At 69.0% G+C, this 23,361-nt stretch carries 20 protein-coding genes; 18 read left to right on the forward strand and 2 right to left on the reverse strand.

Annotated elements, in window-relative coordinates; genetic code table 11:
* Positions 1-9: 9 nt before the first annotated feature.
* From ACQY4O_RS01375 to ACQY4O_RS01405, 7 genes are all read left to right on the forward strand, one after another.
* Positions 10-630 carry a histidine phosphatase family protein gene (locus ACQY4O_RS01375; protein ID WP_428374458.1) on the forward strand — a complete coding sequence of 207 codons (621 nt, stop codon included), beginning with the start codon at positions 10-12 and terminating at the stop codon, positions 628-630.
* A 118-nt stretch (positions 631-748) separates the two neighbouring features.
* Positions 749-1,447: a 50S ribosomal protein L25/general stress protein Ctc gene (locus ACQY4O_RS01380; RefSeq protein ID WP_428374459.1), complete on the forward strand. Its 699-nt coding sequence runs from the start codon at positions 749-751 to the stop codon at positions 1,445-1,447.
* A 40-nt stretch (positions 1,448-1,487) separates the two neighbouring features.
* Positions 1,488-2,129 carry an aminoacyl-tRNA hydrolase gene (gene pth / locus ACQY4O_RS01385; protein WP_428374460.1) on the forward strand — a complete coding sequence of 214 codons (642 nt, stop codon included), beginning with the start codon at positions 1,488-1,490 and terminating at the stop codon, positions 2,127-2,129.
* Positions 2,129-3,220 (forward strand): redox-regulated ATPase YchF, encoded by a 1,092-nt coding sequence (gene ychF / locus ACQY4O_RS01390; protein ID WP_428374461.1) that lies wholly within the window; start codon positions 2,129-2,131, stop codon positions 3,218-3,220. The genes pth and ychF overlap by 1 nt, the downstream gene beginning before the upstream one ends.
* A 258-nt stretch (positions 3,221-3,478) precedes the next feature.
* On the forward strand, positions 3,479-6,502 hold the full coding sequence (locus ACQY4O_RS01395) for a diguanylate cyclase domain-containing protein (protein WP_428374462.1): 3,024 nt from the start codon (positions 3,479-3,481) through the stop codon (positions 6,500-6,502).
* Positions 6,503-6,539: 37 nt separating this feature from the next.
* Entirely contained in the window at positions 6,540-7,418 is an 879-nt protein-coding gene (locus ACQY4O_RS01400) for an alpha/beta fold hydrolase (RefSeq protein ID WP_428374463.1), read from the forward strand.
* A gap of 85 nt (positions 7,419-7,503) precedes the next feature.
* Positions 7,504-7,749, forward strand: coding sequence for a hypothetical protein (locus ACQY4O_RS01405; protein ID WP_428374464.1), 246 nt, complete (start codon positions 7,504-7,506; stop codon positions 7,747-7,749).
* Positions 7,750-7,757: 8 nt separating this feature from the next.
* Here the strand turns inward: ACQY4O_RS01405 and ACQY4O_RS01410 are convergent, their stop codons facing one another.
* Positions 7,758-8,783, reverse strand: coding sequence for a SphA family protein (locus ACQY4O_RS01410; RefSeq protein ID WP_428378070.1), 1,026 nt, complete (start codon positions 8,781-8,783; stop codon positions 7,758-7,760).
* Positions 8,784-8,804: 21 nt separating this feature from the next.
* On the opposite strand from ACQY4O_RS01410, the gene ACQY4O_RS01415 reads away from it, so the two are divergent.
* Complete coding sequence (locus ACQY4O_RS01415; protein ID WP_428374465.1) at positions 8,805-8,936, forward strand: hypothetical protein; 132 nt, start codon at positions 8,805-8,807, stop codon at positions 8,934-8,936.
* Between the two features lie 147 nt (positions 8,937-9,083).
* Here the strand turns inward: ACQY4O_RS01415 and ACQY4O_RS01420 are convergent, their stop codons facing one another.
* Positions 9,084-10,352, reverse strand: a complete 1,269-nt coding sequence (locus tag ACQY4O_RS01420; protein WP_428374466.1) for a TetR/AcrR family transcriptional regulator — start codon at positions 10,350-10,352, stop codon at positions 9,084-9,086.
* Positions 10,353-10,438: 86 nt separating this feature from the next.
* Here ACQY4O_RS01420 and ACQY4O_RS01425 point away from each other — a divergent pair, with 86 nt between their 5' ends.
* The 10 genes from ACQY4O_RS01425 (at position 10,439) to ACQY4O_RS01470 (ending at position 23,335) form a co-directional block, all read left to right on the forward strand.
* Positions 10,439-11,698 carry an acyl-CoA dehydrogenase family protein gene (locus ACQY4O_RS01425; protein WP_428374467.1) on the forward strand — a complete coding sequence of 420 codons (1,260 nt, stop codon included), beginning with the start codon at positions 10,439-10,441 and terminating at the stop codon, positions 11,696-11,698.
* A complete protein-coding gene (locus ACQY4O_RS01430) occupies positions 11,695-12,636 on the forward strand; it encodes a phosphotransferase family protein (RefSeq protein ID WP_428374468.1) in 942 nt (313 codons plus the stop codon). The genes ACQY4O_RS01425 and ACQY4O_RS01430 overlap by 4 nt, the downstream gene beginning before the upstream one ends.
* Positions 12,637-12,759: 123 nt before the next feature.
* Positions 12,760-13,539 (forward strand): SDR family NAD(P)-dependent oxidoreductase, encoded by a 780-nt coding sequence (locus ACQY4O_RS01435; protein WP_428378071.1) that lies wholly within the window; start codon positions 12,760-12,762, stop codon positions 13,537-13,539.
* Positions 13,540-13,720: 181 nt separating this feature from the next.
* Positions 13,721-15,760 carry a 3-hydroxyacyl-CoA dehydrogenase NAD-binding domain-containing protein gene (locus tag ACQY4O_RS01440; protein WP_428374469.1) on the forward strand — a complete coding sequence of 680 codons (2,040 nt, stop codon included), beginning with the start codon at positions 13,721-13,723 and terminating at the stop codon, positions 15,758-15,760.
* A 160-nt stretch (positions 15,761-15,920) separates the two neighbouring features.
* Positions 15,921-17,600 carry a long-chain-fatty-acid--CoA ligase gene (locus tag ACQY4O_RS01445; protein ID WP_428374470.1) on the forward strand — a complete coding sequence of 560 codons (1,680 nt, stop codon included), beginning with the start codon at positions 15,921-15,923 and terminating at the stop codon, positions 17,598-17,600.
* A gap of 49 nt (positions 17,601-17,649) precedes the next feature.
* Entirely contained in the window at positions 17,650-18,849 is a 1,200-nt protein-coding gene (locus ACQY4O_RS01450; RefSeq protein WP_428374471.1) for an acyl-CoA dehydrogenase family protein, read from the forward strand.
* Between the two features lie 4 nt (positions 18,850-18,853).
* Entirely contained in the window at positions 18,854-19,981 is a 1,128-nt protein-coding gene (locus tag ACQY4O_RS01455; RefSeq protein ID WP_428374472.1) for an acyl-CoA dehydrogenase family protein, read from the forward strand.
* Positions 19,982-19,985: 4 nt separating this feature from the next.
* Entirely contained in the window at positions 19,986-20,849 is an 864-nt protein-coding gene (locus ACQY4O_RS01460) for an SDR family NAD(P)-dependent oxidoreductase (RefSeq protein ID WP_428374473.1), read from the forward strand.
* A gap of 9 nt (positions 20,850-20,858) precedes the next feature.
* Positions 20,859-21,818 (forward strand): alpha/beta fold hydrolase, encoded by a 960-nt coding sequence (locus ACQY4O_RS01465; protein ID WP_428374474.1) that lies wholly within the window; start codon positions 20,859-20,861, stop codon positions 21,816-21,818.
* Entirely contained in the window at positions 21,815-23,335 is a 1,521-nt protein-coding gene (locus ACQY4O_RS01470; RefSeq protein ID WP_428374475.1) for a flavin-containing monooxygenase, read from the forward strand. The genes ACQY4O_RS01465 and ACQY4O_RS01470 overlap by 4 nt, the downstream gene beginning before the upstream one ends.
* The last annotated feature ends 26 nt before the right edge of the window (positions 23,336-23,361 follow it).

A 23,361-nucleotide genomic window follows, 5' to 3' on the forward strand; every position in this document is an offset into this window, starting at 1 on the left:
GGCCGACTGATGGCGATGCTCGAGCCCCGGAAATTCTGGTATCTGCGCCATGGCGAGACCGACTGGAACGCGCGCGGCCTGTCGCAGGGCCGCTCCGACATTGCGCTCAACGCCACTGGACTGGCGCAGGGCGAACAGGCCGGGCGCATCCTGGCCGAGCGTTCGGACCGCTACGGCCGCATCGCGCGCATCGTCTCCTCGCCGCTGCAGCGGGCGCTGCGCACCGCCGAGATCGCGGCGCGCGACATGGCTCTCACCGGGCATCCGGAGGTGTCGGTGAGCATCGACCCAGACCTGCAGGAGGTCTGCTTCGGGGTCCAGGAAGGGCAGCCGATGGGCGACTGGTACGACAGCTGGATCGCCGGAGAGTACACGCCCGAAGGGGCCGAGCCTTTCGCCGAGCTCAAGGCGCGCGCGGCAGCTTCGGTCAATCGGGCCACCGCCCGGACGACCGACGATGGCGGGGGCGTGGTCATGATCGTGGCGCATGGCGCGCTGTTCCGGGCGTTGCGCGCGGCGATGCACCTGCCGGCGAACGTGCGGCTGCCGAACGCCGTGCCGCTCTGGCTGGAGCCCGGGCCGGACCCGGAAGCGCCATGGTCACTGACCGAGCTGAGCCAGGTCGCCTAAGCCTGGGCAACCCTGCTCCTGACACCCGAGCCTTGCCCCTGCCGGGGGATTTCGCTACACCGCCGCACCGCGCTGGCACCCCTGGAGGCCGGCGTGCGCTAATCCTCGGGAGAGTTTTGTGACGAATTTCACGACGATCGAAGCATCGGCGCGCGCGAAGGCTGGTAAGGGGGCAGCGCGTGCGACGAGGCGTGACGGTCTGGTTCCGGCCGTCATCTATGGCGCCAAGCAGGAGCCCAGCCTGATCGCGCTCGACCCCCGCCTTGTCATGCGCGAGCTGGTCAGGGCCGGCTGGCGTTCCCGGCTGTACGAGATCGCGACGGATGGCGCCAACAGCGGCGGCACGCGCGCGCTGATGCGCGAGGTGCAGCTGCATCCGGTCAGCGACCGTCCGATCCATGTCGACTTCCAGCGCCTGGCGCCGGGCGAGAAGATCAAGGTCGCGGTGCAGGTGGTGTTCTCCGGCGAGGAGAACTCGGTCGGCCTCAAGCGCGGCGGCGTGCTGAACGTGGTGCGGCATGCGGTCGAGGTGAATGTCGATCCGGACCACATCCCGGAGAGCTTCGCGGTCGACCTGTCCGAGCTCGACATCAACGACAACGTGCGCTGGTCCGACATCAAGGGCGCCGAGCACGCAACCCCGGTGATCGCCGACCGTGACTTCGTGATCGCGACCGTGGCGGCGCCGACGGTGACCGAAGAGCCCGAGGCCGAAGCAGCGCCTGCCCCGGTTGCCGTCCCGGCCAAGGGTGCGGCACCCGCCAAGGGCGCTCCGGCCCCGGCAAAGGCCCCGGCCAAGCCCGCCGCCAAGAAGTAGTCGATCCGGACCGGCGGGCTCCGGATCGGCTGGCCCGGCTTTGACGCAGGGGGCGACGCTGCTCTGGGTCGGGCTCGGCAACCCCGAGCCCGGCATGCTCGGCCAGCGTCACAATGTCGGCTTCATGGCGCTGGACCGGATCGTCCGGCGGCACGGGTTTCCGCCGTGGCGCCGGCGCTTCAAGGGCGCTTTCGCGGAAGGCAGCGTCGACGGCGTCAGGGTGCTGGCGCTCAAGCCGCTGACCTACATGAACGAGAGCGGCGTGTCCGTGCAACCGGCAGCCGCCTTCTATAAACTCGCGCCATCGTCGATCACCGCCTTCCACGACGAACTCGATCTCGCGCCCGGCAAGCTGCGGGTCAAGCTCGGCGGCGGTGCGGCCGGGCATAACGGGCTGCGCAGCATGGACCGCATGCTTGGCACGCCGGACTACTGGCGGGTTCGCCTCGGGATCGGCCATCCGGGCAGCAGGCAGCGGGTGCTGGGCCACGTGCTGGGGGACTTCGCCAAGACCGACCAGGGCTGGCTGCAGGTGATGCTGGACGAGCTGGCCGCCAATGCCGGTCTGCTGGCGGCCGGCGAGCCGGAGGCCTTCATGAGCAGGATGGCGCTGCAGGCCGGCGGCAGCCCGGCAAAGACCGGCAGCAACGCGCCAGGTGGCGGTGCGGAAAGGAACGGCTGATGGGTTTCAACTGCGGCATCGTCGGGTTGCCGAACGTCGGCAAGTCCACCCTGTTCAACGCGCTCACGGCGACGGCGGCGGCGCAGGCGGCAAACTACCCGTTCTGTACGATCGAACCGAATGTCGGGCGGGTCGCGGTGCCCGATCCCCGGCTGGCGCCGCTGGCGGCGATCGCCAGGTCGCAGAAGATCGTGCCGACCAGCCTGGAGTTCGTCGATATCGCCGGCCTGGTGCGCGGCGCCTCGCGCGGCGAGGGGCTCGGCAACCAGTTCCTGGCCAACATCCGCGAGGTGGATGCCATCATCCACGTGCTGCGCTGCTTCGAGGATGACGACGTGGCGCATGTCGAGGGTTCGATCGACCCGGTGCGCGACGCCGAGACCGTCGAGACCGAGCTGATGCTGGCCGACCTGGACAGCCTGGAGAAGCGCCTGCTGCCGGCGCAGAAGCGGGCGCGCACCGACCGCGAGGCGGCGGCGCAGGTGGCGCTGATGGAGCCGCTGCTGGCGGCACTCCGCGAGGGCCGGCCGGCGCGCAGCGCGATCCCGCCGGGCCAGGACGAGGCGGTCCGGCGGCTGCAGCTGATGACATCCAAGCCGGTGCTCTATGTGTGCAACGTGGCGGAGGCGCAGGCGGCGTCCGGCAATGCGTTCTCGGCACGCCTGGCGGAGCAGGCCCGCGCGGAAGGTGCGGGGGTCGTCATCGTCTCGGCGGCGATCGAGGCCGAGGTCAGCCAGTTGCCCGAGGCCGACCGTGGCGAGTTCCTCGACGGCCTCGGCTTGTCGGATAGCGGCCTCGACCGGGTCATCGCGGCCGGCTACCGGCTGCTCGGGCTGCTGACCTACTTCACCTGCGGCCCGAAGGAGACGCGAGCCTGGACCATCACCAGGGGCATGCGCGCGCCGCAGGCGGCCGGCGTAATCCATAACGACTTCGAGCGCGGGTTCATCGCCTGCGAGACCATCGCCTACGACGACTATGTCCGCTATCGCGGCGAGCACGGCGCCAAGGAGGTCGGACGCATGCGCATCGAGGGGCGCGACTACCTCGTGCATGACGGAGACGTGCTGCTGTTCCGCTTCAACGTGTGACCTCATGCTAGAGCATGATCTGATCGATCATGCTCTGCTTGTCGTTTCATAGAGCAGCCTTATCCGCTGCTCTCGCCCGCCGTGGCAACCCTGAGTGTTGCAGTTTCGCAATGACTTGGCCCGGGCCAAGACGGCGCCGTCGATTTTACCAAATGTTGCCGAATTTACGCTACAAGACGGTCGTTGGTGGCGATGGATGAGCCGTGACTGCTGATGGGTCCTTTATACGACCGGATACGACCTGAGACTACCACCCGCGTGCGGTGGCTGGTGGCCTGTTTCGCGCTCCTCGTCGCCTTGTTCTCCGGCCGGCCGGCCGCTGCCCAGCATCTCGATTTCCGCCTGTTCGACGAGGATAGCGGCCTGTCCGACCTGGCGATCAACGCCCTGGCACAGGACCAGGCGGGCTTCATCTATGCCGGCACCGAGAACGGCCTGTTTCGCTATGACGGATCGCGCTTCACCCTGCTCGGCAAGTCGCTGGGGCTTCCGGTGGGGGGCACGGTCACCGATGTCGAGGCCGACCCGGACGGCCGCGTCTGGGTGCTGTTCGCCGACCGGCTCTACATGTCGCGCGGCGCCGGATTTACCTCGGTCGCCCTCGACCTGGCCAATAATGACGATATCTACCATCACCTCGCACCATCCGGGCACGACATGCTGGTGCTCCGCAACGGCCGCCTGTTGCGCGCGCAGGTGAAGGCGGACGACACCATCCTGGTCCGGCCGTATTTCGACAGCCAGCCGGTGGGCGGCGCAGGCCGACGCGCCGGCGGCGCGGGGCAGGCGGCGCTACAGGCTGCGATCAAGGCCGGGTTCCTGTCGGTCCATGTCGATCAAGGCGCGATCTGGCTGCAATGCGGCGACACGATCTGCCGCCTGCAGAATGGCCTCCTTACGATGACCGGGGATCAGGCCGGCCTGCCGGCCGACCGCTGGACCGGGCTGCTGCGCGACGACCGGGGCACGTTGTGGCTGCGCAGCCCGGAGCGGATCGCGAGCCTGGCGGCCGGTGCGACCCGCTTCGCGGTGAGCGACATCCCGGGAGGTTCCGGCCGTTTCGGTACCGACCCGGGCCGGCTGCAACTGGTGGAGGATGCCGCGCACCGGCTGGTCACGCAGAGCGCCTCCGGCCTGCTGGTGCACGAGAACGCAAGCTGGCTGGTCTATGGCCATGCCGCGGGGATGCTGTACGGGGCGCCGAGCAGCATGCTGCTCGACCGGGAGGGCTCGCTCTGGGTGGGCAGCCACGGCCGTGGGCTGGCACAGGCGCTCGGCTTCGGCATGTTCGAGAACTGGACCCGCGAGGAGGGGCTCGAGGACGACCTGGTCTGGAACATGATACGCGACGGCGCCGGCACGATGTGGGTGGCCACCGACCTGTCCGTCGACCCGCTGGACGAGCATAGGCGACCCGGAAGGGCCGAGGCCTCGCCCAGGCTGGGCGCGCCGGTGCCAGCCGCGCCGGTGCCAGCCGCGCCGGTGCCGGGCGGCCCGGTGCCGGAAGCCGGTGCCGCGGCCGGACGCTATCCCGGGCGCGCCTATGCGCTCGCCCGCTCGGCGAACGGCAGCCTGTTCATCGGCTTCATCTCCGGGGAATTGCTGCGGCGCGATGTGGCCACCGGTCAGAGCCAGCTCTTCGCGAGGCTGCCGCAGATCCGGACCCTCGCGACCGCTCCCGACGGGGCGCTCTGGATCGGCACCGCGGAGGGCGTCCTGTCGGTCCCGCAGCCGGACCGGCCCGGCCCCGCGATCTTCTCGATCGTGCCGCAACCCGCCGGGCGTGTCTTCGCGCTGGTGTTCGACCAGGCCGGCACGCTGTGGGCGCTGACCAGCCACGCCTTGCAGCATCGCAGCGCCGACGGGTCCTGGCACGTGGTGATGCCGACCGACTCCGATGGCGGCTACCAGGTCCGCTGCATGGCCTTCGCCCCGGACGGGACGCTCTGGCTCGGCAGCTTCATCACCGGCATCACCCGCCTGCACCTCGCCGGCAACACGGTGACCGGGAGGGACAGCCTGCCCTCGACGCATATCGCGGGCCTTGATGTCGAACTGCTGATGCGTGATCCGACCGGCCGCATCTGGGTCGGCACCGATCGCGGGCTGGATGTCACCGACGGAGTGTCCTGGCGCCACATCGACACCGATGACGGGCTCGCCTCGAACGATATCGCCGAGATGGCGACGATAACCGACCGCGACGGCTCGCAGTGGTTCGGCACCGCCGCCGGCCTCTCGCACCTGATCGACAGCAGCAACCTGTTCAGGCCGATGCTGCTGCACCCGGTCATTCTGCAATCCACCGTGGGCAGCCGGGTCACCAGCGGCGTGAACGATATCGGCGCGACCATTCGCCTGAACTGGTCACGGGCACCGCTGGTGATCGACTTCTCGACCCTGGACTTCCGCTATTCCCGCTCGCTGCGGTTCCGCTACCGGCTGAGCGGCGTCGATGCCGGCTGGGTGGAAACCAGCGCGCACGAGGCACGCTATCCTGACCTGCCGCCGGGCGCGCTGACCTTCGAGGTTGCCGCCTTCGACCCGCTGCATGGCCTGACCTCGGAGCCGATCGCCTTGCGGTTCCAGGTGCGGGCGCCGTGGTGGCGCAGCTGGCCGTTCTATAGTGCGGCCGTGCTGCTCTCGCTGCTGGCCGTGGCGGTGATCTGGCGCCTGCGCGTCAGCTACCTGCTGGCGCGGCAACGCCATCTCGAGGCGCTGGTCGCCGAGCGTACGCGCGAGATCGAGCAGGCCAGGCTGATCCTGTTCAACCAGGCGACCTATGACGGCCTGACCGGGCTGCTCAACCGGGCCGCGTGCCTGGAGAGCCTGCGGCAGGCCATCGCCCATGCCGGCACGACGGGCTCGCCGCTGGCGATCGCCCTGGTCGACCTCGATCATTTCAAGCAGGTGAACGACCGCTATGGCCACCTGTCCGGCGATGCGGTGCTCAAGGAGATCGGCCACCGGCTGTCGGTCTGCATACGCGAGACCGACTTTGCCGGACGCTATGGCGGCGAGGAGCTCCTCGTCGTGCTGCCCGGCCTGCGCGTCGGCGCCTTCGGCCGGGTGCAGGCGCTGCGCAAGCAGGTGTTCAAGGAGCCGTGTCCGATCGAGAACGGCGCCATCGCGCTCACCTGCAGCATCGGCATGACCTGGCTGCGCGACGGCGACGACGTCACCTCGATGATCCGCCGCGCCGATGCCGCACTCTACGAAGCCAAGCATCGCGGCCGCGACCGCATGGTCTTCGACCCGCCGTTGCTGGATTGGACCGCCTGAAGCAGGAGTACAGAATCCACGGATCGGCAGGCGCTGCATGCAGACCATCTTCGTAAACGCCCGTGGCCTGCGCTTCGAGGTGCTGCAGGCGGGCAGCGGCGACCGGCTGGCGCTCTGCCTGCACGGCTTCCCGGAGCATGCCGTGTCGTGGCGCCACCAGATGCCGGAACTGGCGCGGATGGGCTACCGGGTCTGGGCGGTGAACCAGCGCGGCTACGGCCGCACCTCCCGGCCCCGGGCCCTCGCGGCCTATGCGCTGGGGGAACTGGTCGCCGACGTCGCGGCGCTGATCGATGCCTCCGGGGCGGTGCGCGTCACCCTCATCGGCCATGACTGGGGCGCGATGGTCGCCTGGTGCTTCGCGGCCGGACAGGTGCGGCCGCTCGAACGCCTGGTGGTCATGAACGTGCCGCATCCGCTGTGCTTTCGCGCCGCCCTGCGGCACTGGCGGCAGCTGCGCCGGTCCTGGTACATCGCGTTCTTCCAGATCCCCCGCCTGCCGGACCGGCTGCTTGCCGCGAACGGTGGCGCCGCGGTGCGCCGGATGTTCGCACGCCTCGCGCTGCCGCCGGACATCCTTGCGATCTATGCTGACCAGATCGCCGAGCCCGGGGCTGCCACCGCGATGCTGAACTGGTACCGCGCCATGCGCCTGCGCGATACGCCGAGGCCCGACCTGTCACGGATCATCGAGACACCGGTGCTGGTGGTCTGGGGAGAACAGGACGTGGCGCTCGACCCGATCTGCCTGCGCGGCACCGAACGCTACGTGCGGCACCTGGCGCTGGAACGATTGCGGGGCGTCTCGCATTGGGTGCAGCAGGATGCGCCCGATGCGGTCAATGCTCTGCTGCGGCGCTTTCTAGAGCAGCATCCGACCAATTGGAATCGCTTCGCGATGCCAAGTGACGGATAAAGCTGCTCTCTCAAACGACAAGCTGAGCAGCATCCGATGCTGCTCTAGCCTGATCTCGAGCGCCCGCCCAACTTTGGAGACCATCATGCGTGTCGTGTTCATCGTTCTGACAGTGACCGCCGTCGCCTCGCTCGGTGCCTGCGCGGGCCCAGGCCCGACGGCGGATCAGCGCCGGGCCGCTGCCGACGAACTCAACCAGTCGGGACACCCCTATGTCGGGCCGGCGGGCATCCGGGCCTCGGGGCCGCCGGCCGACAACAACATCCAGGATCCGCTCATCTGCCACCTCGAGGGCCCCGGCACGGTGTGCGGGCGCGCCAACTCCGACTGAACAGGCTCTCAGAACTTCACAACGCCGCGCAGCCAGAACACCTCGCCCTCCCGGCGGTCATAGGCGAACACCTCGTGCTCGTAGTGGAAATTGAACACGAAGCGCTGCGTTGGCGCGTAGTTGACCGCGGGTCCGATGGCGAAGACCTGTCCGCGGTTGCCGGGCCCCTCGTTCAGCGGATCGAACGGAACCAGGGGATCGGGTGAACGGACGGTGTTCACGACCACGCCGTTCTGGGTATCGTTGGTGAACTGGTCGTAGAAATATCCCTCCGCGCCGATCGCGAAGGTGGGCGAGAAATGCTGCTGCAGCAGGTAGGTGAACGACAGCTCGTCGCCGGACTTGTATTTGGTGGCGTCGTTCTGCGAATTGAACGACATGTTGTAGTTGATCGTCGCTTCCTGCCCCCAGCGGTTCAGGTAGGTGACGACCACGGCCGGCCGATAGCTCCAGTAGTTGGTGCCGATGCTGTTGCCGATCGCATCATTCGGGTTGTACTGGCCGGTGGGCGCGGTGAACTCGAGCGGCGAGAGGGTCACATAGAGATCGGTGTGCGGGATCGCCGCCTGCAGGAAGATCGGCACGACGGTCATGTCGCCGAAGCCGCGCCGCGTCTCGCCGCTGCCGGAGGTCTGCCCGAAGATCGTGTCCTGCGCCTCGGCGCGTGACGACGCATATGGCAGATAGAAGCCGGTGCCGACGGTCGCATTGATGACAGGGATCTTGAAGGGCGGCACGTAGAGCGCTGTCAGCACCTCGGCTGTCGTGCTCTGGTAGTATTTGAGAGGATACTTGCCGAGAATCCCGGCATTCACCGTCACCGGGTTGCCGTTGCGATCGTTCAGCTGGTCAGAATAGATGTAGTTCACATCGCCGCGGAGATAGAACCCGCTCGGAAGCGGATAGCCGCCGAGATTGTCGATGAACGCCAGATCGACATGCGTCTGGTCGTTCTCGGTTGCCTGTGCAATGCCTGAAGCCGACATGAGCATGGCCGCCGCACCGACAGCCGGCCACCATTTGCTGGTTCCCATGAAACGCACGTCTTTCTTCTGGTGATCGGACCGTTCAGCCGATCGATTTTTTTGGATGAGAAGCGGCTATTTGCGCACCACGTATGGTGGGCCGACCTGGATTTCCGCGGCGCAGCATGGACCGTTGGCAGCCGTCATGCCGGCCTGATCTGACCAGATGCCCGATGCAACAGATGGCTGCCGAACCACGCTCCTTCCGGATCACCCCTTGTTCGAACTTTAGGTATGTTGCAGGTCCGCGTCAAACGGCGTTCATATGTCAACCGTTGTTCGGGGCTGCATGGCCAGGTTGTGTGTGCTTCATGCATCAGGTACGGCCGGCAGCAATCCATCGAACAGCGTCGAGCTGTACAGGATGACGGCGCGGCCCTCGGGCACCCGGGTGGCCCGTCCGCGCAGTTCGTAGGCGGCGTTGATCGTCGACATCAGGACCCGACCGGCGATCAGCGGATCGACCGGCGGGATCGAGCGTTCGGTGATCGCATCGATCAGCAGGCCGGTCCAGCGGCGGGTGATGCGTTCGGAGCGGTCGACGACCTCGGCGCGCAGCTCGGCCGGCAGCGCCAGCAACGCCGTGGTACGCAGCAGCGGCGTGCGGTCGGAGAGCTGGATGCCGAGCAGCGCGGTAAGCGTCGCGGCAAGCTGCGACAGGCAGGTGCCCGGCCGTTGCAGCGCCGCATCGAGCGCCTGCGAGACGGTGTCGAGGCTGCGGCGGAAACATTCCAGCACCAGCCCGTCCTTGCCGTCGAGATGATGGTAGAAGCTGCCCTTGGTCACGTTCAGCCGCGAGGAGATCTGGTCGACCGAGGTGCCGCGATAGCCGCGCTCGTTGATCAGCCGCGTGGCCGCGCCGAGGAACCGCTCGCCCGGATCGTCCGCCGGCGGCAGCGCGAGCGCCAGGGGAGGCGGCGCCGCCATGCCCTGCGCCGCCATGCCATGCGGCGCCATGCCGTGCTCGAGCAGCTGCACCAGCCGCTCCTGCACACGAGGGTGCTCCTCCGGACCGTACTGGTCGAGCCAGGATGGCAGCACATAGAGGCTGTCCAGCAGCACATGCGTGCGCATCAGGCGCAGCAATTGCTGCTCCTCGTCGCCGCCCTCGCCGAAGAAGCCGCGTGCCCGGCGGAAGATGCTGAAATAGCGGCCGACCAGGGCAGCGCGCACCGGATCCTCGGTGGCCCGCAGGTCGCTCAGGCGCACCACCGGATGCACCGCGGTCTGCACCGCCTGCCGGGCGAGGGGCCATGCCGCGTCGAAGCTCAACTGCACGAGGCGCCTGATGCGCGCGGATAGATCGGCCTCCCGTCCGGCCTCGGCCACCTGCTGCGCCAGTTGGTCCAGGGCGCGGTCGAAGCAGGCCGCTGCCAGCTCGTCCTTGCGCCGGAAATAATAGGTGATGCTGGTGTTGCTGAGACCGATCGCCGCCGCCACCTCGGCCAGCGACAGCCCCTTCACGCCATGCTCGTTGATCAGCATCGAGGCGGCGTCGATGATCATGCCGCGCCTGGCGACGAAGCGCGTGGTGGCAGCCGGCTGGGGCGCGGCCTTCGGCAGTGAGCCGGTACTCATGCTGGTGTCATTAGGCGTTTTTTTCTTGGTCCGGTATGGTCACGCATGGGGCAAAGCACGATAAGGCCGTAAAGGGAGGCTACAACGTGGACTTCGCGCCAAGCGAACGCCAGAGCCATTTCAGAGACCGGGTACGGCAATTCGTGATCGCGCGCATCCGGCCGCGGCAGCCTGAATATCGCGCGCAGGTGGCGTCCGGCGAGCGCTGGAAGGTGCTGCCGGTCGTCGAGGAACTCAAGGCGGAGGCACGGGCGGCCGGGCTGTGGAACCTGTTCATGCCGCCGGCCGGCCTGCATGTCGCGGCGGCGGACGGCTTCACCTTCGAGGGCGAGCCGCTCGGCAACCTGGAATACGCCCTGTGCGCCGAGGAGATGGGGCGGGTGCACTGGGCCTCCGAGGTGTTCAACTGTTCGGCGCCCGACACCGGCAACATGGAGGTGCTGCACCGCTACGGCACGCTGGAGCAGAAGCGGGCCTGGCTCGGGCCGCTGATGCGCGGCGAGATCCGCTCGGCGTTCCTGATGACGGAGCCCGATGTCGCGTCCTCCGACGCCACCAACATCCAGGCGCGGCTGCTGCGCGACGGCTCCGGCTACCGCCTCAGCGGCCGCAAATGGTGGTCGACGGGTGCCGGCGATCCGCGCTGCCGGCTCGCCATCGTGATGGCCAAGAGCGACCCCGAGGCCGAGCGCCATCGCCGGCAGAGCATGATCCTGCTCGACCTCGCCTCCCCGGGAGTACGCATCGAGCGGCTGCTGCCGGTGTTCGGCTATGACGACGCCCCGCATGGCCACGCCGAGATCGTGCTCGACGACGTGCACATTCCGGCCGGCAATATGGTGCTCGGCGAGGGACGCGGCTTCGAGATCGCGCAGGGGCGGCTCGGTCCGGGCCGCATCCACCATTGCATGCGCACCATCGGGGTCGCCGAGGAGGCGCTCGACGCCATGGGACGGCGGCTGGTCTCGCGGGTCGCGTTCGGCAAGCGCATCGCCGACCACTCCATCTGGGAGGACCGGGTGGCGCGCGCCCGCATCGACATCGAGATGTGCCGCCTGCTCTGCCTGAAGGCGGCCGACATGATGGACCGGCTCGGCAACAAGGCCGCGCGCAATGAGATCGCGATGATCAAGGTGGCAGCCCCGAGCATGGCGCTGCGCATCATCGACGACGCCATCCAGGCGCATGGCGGCGCCGGCGTCTCGGAGGATTTCGCACTCGCGGCGGCCTACGCCGCGGTGCGTACGCTGCGTCTCGCGGATGGCCCGGACGAGGTGCATCTGCGGGCGATCGCGCGCTCGGAATTCGCGCGCCATGCCGGGCCTGCGCCGGTGCTGCCGGCATGACAGCCCCCGGCACCAGCGACGGCATGCACGATCTCGACGAGGCGGCGCTGACGCGATGGCTGGCCGCAAACCTCGACGGCGTCGCCGGCCCGATCCGGATCGCGAAGTTCCCGGGCGGCCAGTCGAACCCGACCTATCGCATCGAGACCGCGGGCGGCACGATCGTGCTGCGGCGCAAGCCGTTCGGGCCGATCCTGCCCTCCGCCCACGCGGTCGATCGCGAATACCGGCTGATCTCGAGCCTGCACCCGGCCGGGCTGCCGGTGGCGCGGCCGCTTGCCCTGTGCACCGACGACGGCGTCATCGGGGCGATGTTCTATGTCATGGACCATGTCGAGGGACGCAGCTTCTGGGACGGCACGCTGCCGGGCCTGGACGCTTTCGATCGGCGTGCCATCTACTTTGAGGCGATCCGCGCGCTGGCGTCGCTGCACCGGCTGGATCCGCGGGCGTTGGGGCTGCAGGATTTCGGCCGGCCGGGCAATTATTTCGCACGCCAGGTGGAGCGCTGGACGCGCCAGTATCGCGCCGCGCAGACCACGTCCATCGAGCCGGTCGAGCGGCTGATCGAGTGGCTGCCGCGCACCGTGCCGGCGCAGACCGGCCAGGCGATCATCCATGGCGACTACCGGCTCGACAACCTGATCTTCGATCCCGCGAGGCCGGTGCTGCGCGCCATGCTGGACTGGGAGTTGTCGACCATCGGCGACCCGCTTGCCGACTTCGCCTATCTGGCGATGAACTGGACGCTGCCGGCGGATGGCCGGTCCGGCCTGGCGGGCTGGATTTCCAGGCGAGCGGCATTCCTGATCTCGACGAGGCGGTGGCGCTCTATTGCGCCGAGACCGGCCGGGACGGCCTGCCCGACCTGCACTGGTATTTCGCCTACAACCTGTTCCGCCTGGTCGGCATCGTGCAGGGCATACGCAGGCGCATGATCGACGGCAACGCGTCCAGTGCCGAAGCCGAGGCGTCCGCCGCGCGCGTGGTGCCGCTGGCGGAGGCGGCGTGGCGCGAGGCGCGCCTTGCGGGGGCGCATTGACCGGAGCGCGAGAGTGAGCATGGAACTGTTCGATCTCACCGGGAAGGTCGCCATCGTCACTGGCTCGACGCGCGGGATCGGGCGGGCGATCGCGGACGCGCTGGCCGCCTGCGGGGCGCGGGTGGTGGTCTCCAGCCGCAGGCAGGAGGCGTGCGACAGCGTTGCCGGCGCGATCAACGAGCGGCATGGCGCAGGCACCGCGCTGGCAGTGGCGGCGAGCATCTCGTCGAAGGCGGCGCTGCAGGGTCTGGTCGAGCGTACCATCGCAGGCTTCGGGCGGATCGACGTGCTGGTCTGCAACGCGGCGTCGAACCCCTATCACGGCCCGATGGCGGGCATCTCGGACGAGCAGTTCCGCAAGATCCTCGACAACAACGTGCTCTCGAACCACTGGCTGATCGGCATGGTGGCGGGCGGCATGATCGCGCGCCGCGATGGTGCGATCGTGCAGATCTCCTCGATCGCCGGCCTGGCCGGTTCGGCCACCATCGGCGCGTATGGCATCTCGAAGGCCGCCGATTTCCAGCTCGTGCGCAACCTCGCCGTCGAATACGGCCAGCACAATATCCGCATCAATGCGATCGCACCCGGCGTCATACGTACCGAGTTCGCGCGTGCGCTCTGGGCCGATCCCGCAGCCGAGGCGGCCCTGAACCGCACCAACCCGATGCGCCGGATCGGCGAGCCGGACGACGTGGCCGGCGCCGCGGTGTTCCTGGCCTCGCGCGCCGGCGGCTATGTCAATGGCCAGGTCATAGTAATCGATGGCGGCGGCACAATCCGAGAGCCGGTTCGATAATGCTACTATGCTGGCGATCCCCCGCTTTCCAAGGATGGGCGGCTTTCCTGCGCTCCGGTGCTCACGGCCATGAAGGCCGCTCCGCTCCGGTGCTCGCAAAGTCACGCCGGCCGGCGCCGTTGGCGCCTCTCGCTCAGCGTAGCGCATTCTCGAACCGGCTCTAAAGCAGATGGAATCTTCAATGATTCGAATCGAACAGCACGGCGCAGTCCGTGTCATCGTGATCGAGAATCCGCCGGTGAATGCGCTCGGGGCAGTTGTGCGCAAGGGGCTTGCGCGCGCGGTCGCGGAGGCCCAGGCCGCTGCGGGGGTCGATGCGACCGTGATCCGCGGCGCCGGTCGCCTGTTCTCGGGCGGTGCCGACATACGCGAGTTCACGCGGCCCTCGATCGAGCCGCACCTGCCGGAGATGCTCGACGTGATCGAAGGGGGCGCCAAGCCGGTGGTCGCCGCCCTGCACGGCACCGTGTTCGGCGGTGGCCTCGAGCTGGCGCTGAGCTGCCACTACCGTGTGGCGGCGCCCTCGGCGAGACTGGGTCTGCCGGAGGTCAAGATCGGGCTGCTGCCGGGAGCCGGCGGCACCCAGCGCCTGCCACGTCTGGTCGGCATCGAGGCGGCGCTGTCGATGATCCTGAGCGGCGATCCGGTCACCGCCGAGCGGGCCGCCGCCCTCGGGCTGGTCGATCGCGTGGCCGCCGAGGTGCTGCTGACCGAGGACGCCGTCGCCTTTGCCCTGGAGGTGGCAGCGCCGGGCGGCGCGCGTCGCACCAGCGCGCGGGCGGTGCGCGTGGAGGAAGGCGCGGTCGAGCGGTGCATCGCCAGCCAGGGCGATCGGCTGCAGCGCCTCGATGCGCCGGCCGCCTGCATCCAGGCGATCCGGTACGCCACCGAATTGCCGTTCCGCGAGGGCCTCGCGCGCGAGCGCGCACTGTTCGACCAGCTTGCCGCGGGACGACAGTCCAAGGCGCTGCGGCATATTTTCTTTGCCGAGCGCGCCTGCGGCAAGGTCGACGGGCTGCCGGGCGACGTGCAGCCGCTACCGGTCGCCAGCGTCGGCATTGTCGGCGCCGGCACCATGGGCGGCGGCATTGCGATGACCTTCCTGTCCGCCGGCATTCCGGTGATCCTGGTCGAACGCGAGCAGGCTCCGCTCGATCGCGGCGTCGCCACCATCCGCCGGAACTACGAGCGCCGCGCCGCGCGGGGGAGCCTGACGCAGGCGCAGGTCGAGGCCGCGATGGCGCTGCTGTCGCCCGGACTTGCGCTGGACGCGCTGGCCGGCTGCGATCTCGTCATCGAGGTGGTGTTCGAAACCATGGCGGCCAAGCAGGAGGTGTTCCGCCGCCTGGACGGCATTGCGAAGCACGGTGCGATCCTGGCCAGCAACACCAGCTATCTAGACGTCGATGCGATCGCCGCGGTGACCCGCCGGCCGGCGCAGGTGCTGGGGCTGCATTTCTTTTCGCCGGCCAACGTCATGCGTCTGCTGGAGGTGGTGCGCGGGGCCGCGACGTCGCCCGCGGTGCTGGCCACCGCGATGGCGCTGGCGAGAAGGATCGGCAAGGTGGCGGTGGTCTCCAGGGTCTGCCACGGCTTCATCGGCAACCGCATGCTGGAGCCGCGCCAGCGCCAGGCCGAACGGCTGGTGCTGGAAGGGGCCCGGCCGCAGGATGTCGACCGGGTGCTTTTAGAGTTCGGCATGCCGATGGGACCGTTCCAGATGGCCGACCTGGCCGGGCTCGATCTCGGTTGGGAGGCCGGCCGCTCCTCGGGCTCGACCTTGCGCGAAATCCTGTGCGAGCACGGCCGGCGCGGCCAGAAGAGCGGGCAGGGCTATTACGACTACGATTCCGACCGCAGGCGTTCCCCCTCGGTCGCGGTGGAGGCGCTGATCAGGGGGTTTGCCGAGCGGTCCGGCGTCGCGCAGCGGCAGGTCGGCGACGACGAGATACGCGAGTGCCTGCTCTATCCGATGGTGGACGAGGCGGCCCGCATCCTCGACGAGGGCGTGGCGCAGCGAGCGTCGGATATCGATGTCGTCTGGGTGAACGGCTATGGCTGGCCCGCCGCCACCGGGGGGCCGATGTTCTGGGCCGACGGGATCGGCCTGGCGACGATCGCCGCCGGGCTCAGGCGCCACGGTGGAGATACCGCGGTGTCGAAGGCGCTTGCCGACCGGGCCGCCGCCGGCGAGACATTCATCCCGCAGGTAGGTAGGTAGTCAAGTTATGGCGATCCGGTCTGGTCGAACGTCGGCATACCGGTTATTCTAATTTGCGAACAAGCCCGGGGCAACACCGGCGATCAACAGGGAGGGTTTGCCATGCGCCAGGTCGCGGCGAGGTCTGCATCGCGTCCAGTGCTCCAGCGGGAGACGCCTGATGGCGCTGCGTTTCGCTGAAAAGGCCGAGGCGGCGCACGACGTCCCGCTGACAATCCGGCACCTGCTCGACACCGCGCTGGTCACGTCGGCCGACCAGGAGATTGTCTATCGCGGCGATGTCCGCATCACCTATCGCGAGTTCCGCGCGCGGCTGGGCCGCCTCGCCAATGCGCTCACTGCGCTGGGAGCCACCGAGGGCATGACCATCGGCGTGCTCGACTGGGACAGCCACCGCTACCTCGAATGCTATTTCGCGGTGCCGATGCTCGGCGCGGTGTTGCAGACGGTGAATGTGCGCCTGCCGCCGGCGCAGGTCGCCGACACCATCAACCGGGCCGGTGCCGAAATCCTGCTGGTGCATCGCGACTTCCTGCCGCTGGTCGAGGCGCTGCGTGGCGCGCTGCCGAAGGTGCGTGTCATCGTGGCGCTGATGGACGGTGAGGCGATAAATGGAGAGGTGGGGGCACCCGACTATGCCGCGGGCGAATACGAGCGGCTGCTGCAGGATGCCGATCCGGGCTTCGCGTTCCGGGACTTCGACGAGAACGCGATGGCGACGATCTTTTTCACGACAGGCACCACCGGCAGCCCGAAGGCGGTCTGCTTCACCCACCGCCAGATCGTCCTGCACACGCTTGCGGCAAACGGGGCGTTCGGCGTGCTGAGGAGCCGCGGCTTCGGCGCCGACGACGTGTACATGCCGCTCACCCCGATGTTCCATGTGCATGCCTGGGGCGTGCCGTACATCGCCACCATGCTCGGCGTGAAGCAGGTCTATGCCGGACGCTACGACCCCGACACCATCCTGGACCTGCGCGCCCGCGAGGGCGTCACCTTTTCGCATTGCGTGCCGACCATCCTGCAGATGATCCTGAGCGCCGCCGACCGGCGCGGCGACGATCTCACCGGCTGGCTGATGACCATCGGCGGCTCGGCCTTGACCCAGGCGTTGTGCCGGGACGGACGCCGCCGGGGCATGGACCTGATCGCCGGCTATGGCATGTCGGAAACCGCGCCGACGCTGGCGGTCTCGCGGCCGCGCCGGACTCGCGGCACGAACGGCCCCAAGGATCGCGAGGCCGACGAGGTGGAGGCGCTGACCATGGCCGGGGTGCCGCTGCCGCTGGTCTCGGTGCGTGTCGTCGACGAGGCCATGCGCGACGTGCCGGCGGATGGCGTCACCCGCGGCGAGCTCGTGGTGCGCGCGCCCTGGCTGACCGGCTGCTATGTCGGCGACGCCCGCGCCTCGGACGCGTTGTGGCGCGGCGGCTGGCTGCACACGCAGGATGTCGCGACCCTGAATGCCGAGGGCTATGTGCAGATACGCGACCGGCTCAAGGACGTCATCAAGACCGGTGGCGAATGGCTGTGTTCGGTGACGCTGGAGGACCTGATCGCCGATCTCCCGGGGATCGAATCCGTCGCCGTCATCGCCGTGCCGCACCCGCGATGGGGGGAGCGCCCGCTTGGGGTGGTGGTGCCGGCACCGGGCCATGCGGTGACGCTGGAGCAGGTCAACCACCGTCTGGAGACGGCCATCGCGGGCGGCGAGATCAGCCGGTATGGCCGCCTCGATGCGCTGGAGCTTGTCGAGACCATGCCCAAGACCAGCGTCGGCAAGATCGACAAGAAGGCTTTGCGCGCACGCTTCGCCGCCGCGACCGGCGCGCCTGCGTGAGCCGGCCCGCATTCCGGTCGGAGGTTCCGGTCGCACAGGAGAGTGCCGCATGGACCTGAATTTCACCCCCCAGGAGGAAGCGTTCCGCGCGGAGGTGCAGCACTTCCTGGCCGAGAAGCTGCCACCGCGTACGGCGGAGAAGGTTCGCACCAGCAAGCGGCTGAGCCGTGACGATCTTGCAGGCTGGCACGGCATCCTCAACGAACGCGGCTGGCTGGCGGGACATTGGCCGGCCGAGCATGGCGGTCCGGGCTGGAACGTCGCCCAGCGCTACATCTTCGACTACGAGACCGCCCGGGCGCACGCGCCGCGCATCGTTGCGTTCGGTGTCAACATGCTCGGCCCGGTGCTGATCAAGTACGGCACCGAGGCGCAGCGGCGAACCTATCTGCCACGCATTCTCGACGGCACCCACTGGTGGTGCCAGGGCTATTCCGAACCGGGTGCGGGTTCCGACCTCGCCAGCCTGCGTATGAGCGCGGTGCGCGAGGGCGACCACTATGTGCTGAACGGCCAGAAGACCTGGACCACGCTCGGCCACTTTGCCAACATGATCTTCTGCCTGGTGCGTACCGATCCCGCGGCCGCGAAGCAGCAGCAGGGCATCTCGTTCATCCTCGTGGACATGCACTCGCCCGGCATCGAGATCCGGCCGATCATCACGCTCGACGGCGAGCATGAGGTCAACGAGGTGTTCTTCACCGATGTGCGGGTTCCGGTGGCCAACCGGGTCGGCGAGGAGAACCAGGGCTGGACCTACGCCAAATACCTGCTGACCTACGAGCGCACCAATATCGCGGGCATCGGCGGTTCGGTGGCCGCACTGGACTGGCTGCGCCAGGTGGCGGCGCAGCAGCTGCAGGGCGGCCGGCCGCTTGCACAGGATCCGTATTTCGCCGCCCGCCTCGCCAGGGTCGAGATCGACCTCGAGAACATGAAGACCACCAATCTGCGCGTGCTGGCGGCGGCGGCGCACGGTGGCGCGCCCCAGGCGGAGAGCTCCATGCTCAAGATACGCGGCACCGAGATCCGCCAGGAGATCACCAGCCTGACGCGGCGCGCGCTTGGCCCGTACGCCCAGCCCTTCGTTTCGGAAGCGCTCGACGCCGACTATAACGGCGAGCCGATCGGGCCCGACTACGCAGCGTCGGTGGCCGTGGAGTATTTCAACAACCGCAAGCTCTCGATCTTCGGCGGCTCGAACGAGATCCAGCGCAGCATCATCGCCAAGACCATGCTGGGGCTGTAACGAAATGGACTTCGACCTCAGCGACGATCGCCGGATGCTCGCCGACACGCTCGTCCGCTTCCTGGGCGACCGCTACGGCTTCGGCCAGCGCGACCGCATCGCCGCCTCCGACGACGGCTTCAGCCGCGAGGTCTGGTCGCAATTGGCCGGACTGGGCATGATCGGCGCCCTGTTCGGCGAGGCGGCCGGCGGCTATGGCGGCGGCGGCTTCGACATCAACACGGTGTTCCAGCCGCTTGGCCGCTTCCTGGTGGTGGAGCCCTTCCTTGGCACCCTGCTGGCGGGACGCGTGCTGCAGGCGGCGGGCGGCCACCAGGCGCTGCTCGACGAGGTGATCGCCGGCACGCGCCTCATCACCGCGGCGTTCTATGAACCACACGGCCGCTACGATCCCTCGGAGGTCACCATGCGTGCCACCGCGCATGATGGCGGCTTCGTCCTCGACGGCGCCAAGGCGGTGGTGCCGCACCTGGCTGCGTCCGACTTCATCCTGGTGAGCGCGCGCCGGTCCGGCGGCCCCGGCGATGCGGAAGGGATCTCGCTGTTCCTGGTCCCGCGCTCGGCCCCGGGTGTCGCGATCCGCGATTACGGGCTGATCGAGGGCGGCCGGAGCGGCGAACTGCTGCTGCACGAGGTGGCACTCGGCGCCGGGGCGCTGGTCGGGGGCGGCCGCCCGGCGTACGCCCTGGTCGAGCACGCGGTTGCTGCGGGGGTGGTGGCGCTGGCCTCCGAGGCGGTCGGGATCATGGAGTTCGCCCGCGACGCGACGCTCGACTACCTGCGTACGCGCACCCAGTTCGGCGTGCCGATCGGCAAGTTCCAGGCGCTGCAGCACCGCATGGCGACGCTGCTGATCGAGATCGAACAGGCCCGTTCCGCCACCATCAATGCGGCGGCCTGCCTGGACGGCGACCGGCTGGCGCGCGAGCGCGCGGCATCGGCCGCCAAGTTCACCATCGGCCGGGTCGGCACGCTGGTCGCCGAGGAGGCGATACAGATGCATGGCGGCATCGGCATGACCTGGGAGCTGCCGCTGCCGCACTACGCCAAGCGGCTGACGATGATCGACCATCAGCTCGGCGACGAGGACTACCACCTCGCGCGCTATATCGGCCTCGGCCTGGCGGCCTGACGCCATGACCGCCCCGATGACCCTCGAAGGCCGCACCGCCCTGATCACCGGCGGCGCGGGTGGCATCGGCCGCGCGATCGCCCAGAGCCTGGCGCAACGCCGCTGCAATCTGGCCCTCGCGGACATCGACGCGGCCAGCCTCGCCGAGACCGCGCGCGCGCTGGCGGCCACCGGCGTGCGGGTCAGCACGCATGTGCTGGACGTGGCCGATGCGGCGGCGATCGCAGCCTTGCCGCCCCTGGTGCTGGCGTCGCATCCCGGCCTCGAGCTGCTGTTCAACAATGCCGGCGTGGCCCTCGGCGGACGCTTCGAGGAACTGGCGGAGCGCGATTTCGACTGGCTGCTTGCGGTCAACCTGCAGGGTGTCGTGCGCATGACACGCGCCTTCCTGCCGCTGCTCCGGCAGTCGGGCGAGGCGCGGCTGGTCAACGTCTCGAGCCTGTTCGGGCTGATCGCGCCGCCCGGGCAGAGTGCCTATGCCGCCAGCAAGTTCGCGGTGCGCGGCTTCTCCGAGGCGCTGCGGCACGAGCTGGCCGGCTCCAATGTCGGCGTGACGGTTGTGCATCCCGGCGGCGTCAACACGTCGATTGCCCGCAACGCGCGTATCCATGCCGCTGCCTCCGCCGTGGAGATCGAGCGTTCTCGCGCGCTGTTCCAGCGTGCCCTGACCTTGCCACCCCAGGTGGCCGGCGAGATCATCGTGCGCGCGGTGCAAAGGCGACGGTCGCGGATCATTGTCGGCCGCGACGCACGGATCGCCGCGGCACTGGAGCGTCTCGCGCCGGTCTCGTACTGGGGCCTGCTCGAACGGATCTCGAAGTCGCAGGCGCGCCGGCCGAAACGTGCCCCCGCTTTTGAACAGAACTAGGAACGGCGCATGATCAGGCTGGTGAAGTGGCTTCTGGGCGCGCTCGCGCTGGCGACCGGCGGCCTGGTCGCGTTCACCTGGCGCACCGCGCGCAAGGTCGAGGTGGCGCTCCCGCCGCACGGGCGGTTCCTCGATATCGCCGGGACGCGGCTGCATTATGTCGAGGCCGGCGAGGGGCCGCCGATCCTGCTGATCCACGGTCTGGGCGGCCAGCTGCTGAACTTTGCCGGCGACGGCCTCGCACCGCTCGGCCGCGACCATCGCGTCATCGCCCTGGACCGGCCGGGCAGCGGCTACTCGACGCGACCGTTCACGGCCTCGGCGGCGCTCGGCGCGCAGGCGGCGACCGTGGCGGGCTTCATCCGCGCCCTCGGGCTGCAGCGGCCACTGGTCGTCGGCCACTCGCTAGGCGGTGCGCTGGCACTCGCGCTGGCGCTGGACCACCCGGACAGCGTCGGCGGTCTTGCCCTGCTGGCGCCGCTGACCCGCGTGCAGGATCGGGTGCCGGCGCCGTTCCGCCGGCTGGTGGTGCGCTCGCGTATCCTCCGGCTGATCATGGCCTGGACGATCGCGACTCCGCTCGCGATCCGCCATCGCGAGGAGGCGCTGGACACGGTCTTCGGTCCGGACCGGGTGCCGCGCGACTTCCCGATGGGCAATGGCGGTCTGCTGAGCCTGCGGCCGTCGGCGTTCTTCGGCGCCTCGACCGACCTTGTCGCGATCAACCGTGACCTGCCCGGGCTCGTCGCCAGGTTCGGCTCGATCAAGGTGCCGGTCGGCATCCTGTTCGGCACCGCCGACCGGGTGCTCGACCACGCCGCCAACGGCATCGCCATGCGCGATGTGCTGCCCGATCTCGACCTGGAGCTGATCGAGGGCGCCGGCCACATGATCCCGGTCACCGCACCAGATCGTACCCTGGCCTTCATCCGGCGGATGGCGAAGCGCGTGGCGTCCGCAGGCCGATGAGCGCTGCATCGACCGGGACCCCCGCCGCCGGCAGCGTCGAGCATTTCGACGTCATCATCATCGGAGCCGGGTTGTCCGGCATCGGGGCGGCGTGGCACCTGCAGCATCGCTGCCCGGACCGGCGCTTCATCATCCTGGAGGCGCGCGACAGGCTGGGGGGCACCTGGGACCTGTTCCGCTATCCGGGCGTGCGCTCGGATTCCGACATGTACACGCTCGGCTACAGCTTCCGCCCGTGGCGCGAGCCGAAGTCGATCGCCGACGGCGCCTCGATCCTGGCCTACGTGCGCGAGACGGCGGAGGCGTTCGGGATCGACCGCCGCATCCGCACCCGGCAGCGGGCGGTGCGCGCCGCCTGGTCGTCGACTGAGGCGTGCTGGACATTAGACGTCGAGATAAGTGCGGCGGACGTCGAGGCAGGTGCTGCGTGCGCGCCGGTGCGCTATACCTGCAATTTCCTGCTCACCTGCAGCGGCTACTACGACTATTCCGGCGGCTACACGCCGGATTTTCCCGGGCTGGACCAGTTCGCCGGCACCATCGTGCATCCCCAGGCGTGGCCACAGGATCTGGACTGTGCCGGCCGCCGGGTGGTGGTGATCGGCAGCGGTGCCACCGCGGTCACGCTGGTGCCGGCGCTGGCGGCGGCGGCCGGGCACGTCACGATGCTGCAGCGCTCGCCGACCTATGTCGTCTCGCTGCCCTCGGAGGATGCGCTGGCCAACCGGCTGCGCCGACGGCTTCCGGCCTCGCTCGCCTACAGCCTGATCCGCTGGCGCAACGTGCTCGTCGGGACCTTCTTCTACACCCAGATGCGAAACAAGCCGGCGCAGGCGAAGGCGCGGCTCATCGGCATGGTCCGGCGCCAGCTCGGGCCCGCTTTTGATGTCGAGACGCACTTCACCCCGACCTACAACCCATGGGACCAGCGCCTCTGCCTGGTGCCCGACGCCGACCTGTTCCGGGTGCTCAGGACGGGGCAGGCGGATGTCGTGACCGACCATGTCGCGGGCTTCACCAGGACCGGCATCCGGCTCCGCTCCGGCCGCGAGCTGCAGGCGGACGTGGTCGTGACCGCGACCGGGCTGCGCCTGCAGATGCTGGGCGGCATGCGGGTCAGCGTCGACGGCGTGCCGGTGGATCTCGGGCGGACCACCGCCTATCGCGGTGTGATGTACAGCGACGTCCCGAACCTCGCGACCTCGTTCGGCTACACCAATGCGTCCTGGACCCTGAAATGCGACCTGACCTGCGCGTATGTCTGCCGTCTGCTCAACACCATGCGGCGGCGCGGCTACGTGTCCGCCACGCCACGCCTCGGACCAAGCGACCAGGGCGTGCACCCGCTGGTGGACTTCACCTCGGGCTACATCCAGCGCGGCATCGGCCTGTTCCCGACCCAGGGCGCCCGCCGCCCGTGGCGCCTGCGTCAGAACTACCTGCTAGACCGCCTCGACTTCCGCTTCCGCCGCATCAACGACGGCAGGCTGGCTTTCAAGCGCAGGCGGAGGGCCTAGCCCCGAAAGCCGGTTCGAGAATGCGC

Source organism: Lichenicoccus sp., from assembly GCF_965277665.1.
Lineage (GTDB): Bacteria > Pseudomonadota > Alphaproteobacteria > Acetobacterales > Acetobacteraceae > Lichenicoccus.